The 6,008-nt window shown below is 51.2% G+C and carries 4 protein-coding genes and 1 pseudogene; 3 read left to right on the top strand and 2 right to left on the bottom strand.

Translation table 11 applies throughout. The features are described 5' to 3' along the window. The 3 genes and pseudogenes from ACXRVY_RS14830 to ACXRVY_RS14820 form a co-directional block, all read left to right on the top strand. Nucleotides 1-772 (top strand): OprD family outer membrane porin (locus ACXRVY_RS14830; protein WP_458237659.1); only part of this gene is annotated, 772 nt, incomplete at its 5' end. Between the two features lie 107 nt (nt 773-879). After that, a pseudogene (locus ACXRVY_RS14825) lies at nt 880-1,911 on the top strand (HAMP domain-containing protein); the annotation flags it as partial. A gap of 69 nt (nt 1,912-1,980) precedes the next feature. Continuing rightward, nucleotides 1,981-2,769 (top strand): methyl-accepting chemotaxis protein, encoded by a 789-nt coding sequence (locus tag ACXRVY_RS14820; protein ID WP_458237660.1) that lies wholly within the window; start codon nt 1,981-1,983, stop codon nt 2,767-2,769. Nucleotides 2,770-3,478: 709 nt separating this feature from the next. On the opposite strand, the gene ACXRVY_RS14815 is transcribed toward ACXRVY_RS14820, so the two are convergent. Further along, entirely contained in the window at nt 3,479-3,964 is a 486-nt protein-coding gene (locus ACXRVY_RS14815; protein ID WP_223457578.1) for a hypothetical protein, read from the bottom strand. Nucleotides 3,965-4,387: 423 nt separating this feature from the next. Next, on the bottom strand, nt 4,388-6,008 hold a 1,621-nt coding region (locus ACXRVY_RS14810; protein WP_458237658.1), incomplete at its 5' end, for an AAA family ATPase.

Here is a 6,008-nt window from a genome sequence, read left to right as displayed (position 1 = left end):
AGGCTCTACCGACGCGACAGGGCTGGCTGTCAGTGGTGGCACCATGGAAAGTAATAAGTTTGACTTCGCAGGCGGTGATTGGAAAATCACAAAAAACCTGACTGCCCAATACTATTACGCGAAACTAGAGGATTATTATCGACAGCATTTCGTTGGTGTACTGCATACATTTCCTATCGCCGAGGGGCAGGCGATCAAAACTGATTTGCGCTATTTCAAGACCGATGCGGATGGTGCAAATGATGCGGGTCAAGTCGGCTATCGGACAAGCGGATTCACCCGCAATGGTGATGGTCGTATCGATAATGATACGTGGAGCGCGGCGTTTACTTATACCTTTGGAGCCCACGCGCTGTTGGGCGGCTACCAATCAGTTTCGGACGATAGCAATTTCGTTCAGATGAGTCAGGGTGGCTTGCCTGATAAAGGCGCAGGCGGAAATAGCCTCTACCTTTATACCGATCGCCTTATTCAAAGCTTTAACCGCGCGGGTGAGCGCACAGCATTCACGCAATATAGCTATGACTTCGCGGCTTTGGGAGCGCCAGGGTTGAAGGCATCGGTGATGTATCTGAAAGGCACCGATATTAAGACGACGTCCGGAGACGATCAGAAAGAATGGGAGCGTGACTTCTCACTGGATTACGTTATCCAGTCTGGAACCATGCAAGGACTCGGTTTCGCTTGGCGAAACGGTGTGTCTCGCAGCGAGGCTTCCCGTGATCAGGACCAAAATAGATTCACTGTTAGCTACTCCATCCCACTTCTCTAACAAATTCAGTTTGTTGACTCGTCTGAGCTAAAGCTCTGGGCAGGCTCGCTTCCTAACCGAGCCAGCCTTTCCTAATCAGAATGCCGAACATGGATTGAGTAATTCCGATGGTCACTCACCTGAAATTCAGCCATAAAATACTGCTCGCCACATCCCTGGTAGTCGTCACGATATTTTCAGTCTTTGCAGCCTATGAAATTCAATTGCAACACCGCGTCATTGATCAAAATTTGGAGGCATCACTCAGCGAAATGAGCCGCCTCACAGCTTCGAATATTTCGCTTTGGCTCAGAAGCCGAATTGGTTTGGTGGAGTCAGAAGCTCAGGCTCTAGCAAAAGCGGAAAGCATCGATGCCTCTTCATTAATCTTGGAACGCCCTGTCTATCTAGAAGGCTTTTTGAAAACATTTTTTGGGCGTGCCGATGGGGCGTATACGATAAGACCCTTTGTCGCTGTCCCTGCTGATTATGATCCTCGTAATCGCCCATGGTATGCCTCGGCAGCGAGTACTGGCGGTACCGTTCTAACTCCTCCTTATGTATTTGCGTCGACAGGTAAATTGGGCATTACCATTGCCAGCCCGGTTTTTCAGAATAGTCGTATGACAGGAGTAGTCGGTGGCGATCTCGGACTAGAGTCAGTGCAGGAAATAGTCACTGCGTTGGACTCTAATGAAAGAGGCAAGGCGTTTCTTGTGGATAAAAATGGGAAGATTTTGGTTAGCTCKGATTCGAATATGGTTCTAAAGGGATTGTCCGATTTATTTCCTGGGCAAACTCCCGAAATCRGAAAAACCTACCAAACGATACGTTCAAATCAGCATGAGTATGTCGTTACGTTCGCGGAAGTAAGGGGATTGCCATCGGTCAAGTGGTATCTCGGATTAGCCGTGGACAAAGAGATTGCCTTCGCGTCCCTATCTGACATGCTTCACTCTGCGATCATAGGTTCTTTAATTGCGGTGGCCCTGGTGCTTATTTCGCTAGGATGCTTGATCAAGGTTCTGCTTAAACCGCTGCAACAACTCGCTGCATCCTTAAAAGAAATTGCGGAAGGTGACGGAGACCTAACACGGCGTCTCCCCCAAAATCGAAATGACGAATTTGGTCAACTGGCTGCTGCCTATAATCGTTTCATAGAACGCATTCAATCTTCGATTCGAGAGGTCTCGCTCAGCGCCGGACAACTCAATTTGTCGAGCCGGAAGGTGTTGGACGTGTCGACATCCTCCTTGYGTCAGTTCGATGAGCAGGAGCAGCGGATACAGAGCATCGCTGCAGCACTCAAGCAACTCGCCGCAACGGCCCAAGACATTGCTAAAAATGCCGCTTTTACCTCTAGTGAGGCGACCTCTGCTCGCGGTCAAGCCGAGGAAGGAAAAAACGTCCTGGATGACGCTCAGGTAGCCATGCAGTTATTGTCAGATGCAATCAGCAATGCTTGTGAACATATGAAGCAGTTGAACCTGAGGACGGACAACATCGGCAATATTCTGGAAGTCATCCAAGGGATTTCCGGACAGATAAATCTACTTGCATTGAATGCAGCCATCGAAGCTGCTCGGGCAGGTGAGGCCGGTCGTGGCTTCGCCGTTGTTGCCGACGAAGTTCGCAGCCTAGCCCACCGAACTCAGAGTTCGGCCGGCCAAATCCAGATTTTAATAGAGGAATTACAGGTCGGTGCTCGCACCACTGTCGAGCAGATGCTGGTGAACCAGAGCCAAAGTCAAACCAGTCTGGGAATAGCCCGTGATGCGAGCGCACGCTTTTGTTCGGTTACTGATCGTATGAGCCTTATCGATGGCCAAAGCTTGTCTATGGCCACAGCCACTGAGGAACAGACGGCAGTGATTGAGGGGCTTAATGCGGATATCAGTGAGATCAACGGAATCAATCAGTTCAACGTTAAGAACCTTGAAGAAACGTTAACCAGCTGTACGTCGCTGGACCGGGAGGCTGTGAAATTGCAGCGGCTGGTCGACGAATTTCGTATCTAAAATATCTGATTTAAAGCGTTTCAAGAATGTGCGATACCTAAAATAAATGAAACGAATTAGATGGGTAAAGTAAGGTCTAGGGCAATTAATAGTTCCAGAGTTATCAAAAACTATTTGAACAGTCTCTTTATGAAACGGGTTATGGCAGAGAAAGGCTGGAGCAAGGACGAGGCTGCACGTCACCTTGCAAACTTTTCGAACTGCGGTAAAAAGATTTCCGTTTCGCAATACCTCAGATCACTCTGAGATCAAAGGTAAAACCTGCTCGACATTGGGCCTAACGATGTTTTAAAAAGCCTTGGCGTCACCCGCGCCAGCGTTGCGCCCCGACTGTGAGGTCTGAATCGCCCCAATTTCGTAGATACATCGGGACTCGAATCTAGCTTGGTGTTGCCCGTAAGAAGCTCATTTCTGACCGTCCGCTTCTGGCCGATTCTGTTGAAAAAGTCGGTTCGCCCAAACAGCCCGGTCATCGACTGGTTAAAACGCCTTTTTTGCACACTGCTACGTGAAATCCGAGTCCGCAAGCCTCTGTCGAAAGTAAAGATTTCAATCTCGGACGCATACTTTTCTGCTGCGCAAACCATGGTCGACTTTTTCAACAGAATCGGCCGATTTCTGCCTGTCACGAAGGGCAATAGTCGACCCGTTGCAGACATTCGTTTTGGTGGGGTTTAGTCCGCGAGCAGCGCGCGTCGGCCTAGAATTGTTAGGTGCCGGGCCGGATGGACTCAAGCATTGCATCGTACTGGGCGCGATAGGCTGCGTAATGTTGCCTCGTAGTGACTATGTTTAGCGAGACGTATGCATTGCCAGTCTGAAGGCACGAAACGACATAATAGGTGGGTCGGCTCTCGCCGGGCCAAGTGCCTTCAAACTCTTGAGTCTTGCCTGAGGCTTGAGCGGCCTGAAATACACGCGGCCCTGAGATAGCCCTATAGAAATCCTCGACAGTCGAGAAGCGATAATCGCAGAACTCGTCCAGTGAGCCGTCGGCTTTTGCGTAAGCAGTGGCCGTAATTGCAGCGAGGTCGTCTGTTGCTACCAACTGGAACGTCTCTGTCCCAGCGTTGCGCGTGAAAATTGCTGGAGCGTCCAGCGAAAAGACGTTGTTGCCAAAGATGTGGTGAGTGGTTGCAGGCGAAGCTGCCGCAGCTCCTGCCGTAAAGATTCCAATAAGTAGTTTCTTAAGCATCCGTCACTCCTAATGTTGGACATAACCGGCGCCGGAGCGCAGCGGAGGGAGCCCAAAAGCGTAGCATTTGGGCGTCCGGTTGATGGACTTTTTAGGTGTCGTGCTAAGAAGAAAAAGAGGACCAGAATTTATTCTAGTTGCTCTAAACGTCCGCTCCTGGCCGATTTTTGCCTGTCGCCATCGTCCGCTTTGGGTCGATTCTGTTGAAAAAGTCGGCTTCCCCAAAATGCTCGAATACTGGTGGGCGAAAACACCTCTTTTGCACGCTGCTACGTAAAATCCGAGTCCGGAAGCCTCTGCCAAAAAGTAAAGATTTCAATCTCGGACGCGTACTTTTCCGATGCGCAAACCATGGCCGACTTTTTCAACAGAATCGGCCAAACGCGGACATTTAGTTCAGTGTGCTTCGCCGAGCGCTACACCCTAGAAATTATATTTATCGAGTCGACGCTTAAAAGCTTCTGCGGATCCCTCCATGATATCGAGCACTGCGGTCGTGGTATCTGTCTGATCGAGCCCACCCGCGGCAAGCCTAGCGCCTCGACCCTGTGCAACCTCCAAGGCATATACCAGGTCCGTGTCGGCATTCACCGGCAAGTTGGCGTTATGCGTGGCCAAGATTAACTGACGCTGGTTCTTCACTTGGCGCAGCAGTGGCACCAACTCTCGATAGATGAAATTGGAATCCAATTCGTCTTCTGGTTGGTCAATGATGATTGGCCCCTCCCCTTTGGCCAACAGCAAATTCAACACCGCCGTGTTTCGCTGCCCTTCTGACAAGGCATTGCTCTGCACGCTTCCCACCAACGTTCGATCCGCCCGGTACAACTCAATATCGACTCGCTCTTCAACCCGGGTTAGCCGGGCATTGCGCCATTGATTCTTTTGTTCGTTGAAGTAGAGTTTTAGCTCTGCCTTATACTCCAGCAGGGGTAACGGCAGCTGACGATCTTCAGCAAGGACTTCTCGAATATGCAGCCAGGGCGAATCAGCCTCGGGCTGAACTTCTTTCAGGTGTTGCAGAAAACTTTCAAACAACACCTTGCCAATGTGCTCCCATGCCCGGCCTAACCGACTGCGACCATCGGGCGCCATGAGGTTCCATGCTTGAAGAAAGCCTTGATCATCCGCCATTTGCTGAATCAACACGCGAATAGAGCCTCGAGCCTTGTCACTGATCTCTGCGGCAACACGCTGGCGAAGCGTAAACTGACGAACCCACAGCAGGCTCATGTCGTGTAACGCCGCACTCAGGCGGTCGCGTTGCGGAGCCAGTACGTCTAGGCGCTTTTTCTTGTCTTGCAACGATTGCTGTTTGGCCTGACGAGCCTTGTCAATATCCTGCAACCGCGCGACATCTTGTGGTTGTAGACCCCGTTCACGACAAGCGGATAAAAAGACTTCTTTGGTGCCATCCAGCGCCGCCGAGATTTGATCCCAACCGTCCCCTTGTTCAAATAATTGGGTCGCGTCTTGGCGCATCTGCTGCGCAAGCGCCGCCACCTGTGCCTGGTAGCTCTGCCTAAGCGCAGCGGCCTCTTGAGTCAACGCATTGAACCAATCGGCCCTGGGCCATGCCTCAACCCGTCCGTCATTCAAAATGCCACGAGAAGACAGCTCACCAGCCAGCGTGCTCAAGCGATTGATATCCTCAGTCACTTGGCTTTTGACCTGTTCGACGTAACGCCGAGCAGTTTCCGCTCGCTGGTAAAGTTGAGCCTCCTCCAACACCTCACTGCGAGCTTGCCACTGGCGGTTTAACTCCTGGAGCTCTTGATTGAGGACCTTGACCTCCGTGTTCAAGGCGCTGAGCTGATCCATGGCCGCGAACAGTTGTTGGATCTCGGCATGCAAAGTGTCTTCTTGACCTTTCAGTCCTTGTAGCTCTGCTGAGCAGGCCTCATCAATCATCGTCAGCAGACTGCCGCCACCATGGACACCGGTTAGCTCACTGATTTGCTGCTGACTGTAGAACTGAACGGGTAGCTGTTGCAGGTACACCGCGAGGTCGTGAGCTTCCCCTTGCAGCAGTGCATGCCCCTGC

The sequence above is a fragment of the Pseudomonas sp. P5_A2_2 genome (assembly GCF_054177685.1).
This window is presented reverse-complemented; position numbering and strand designations above follow the sequence as displayed.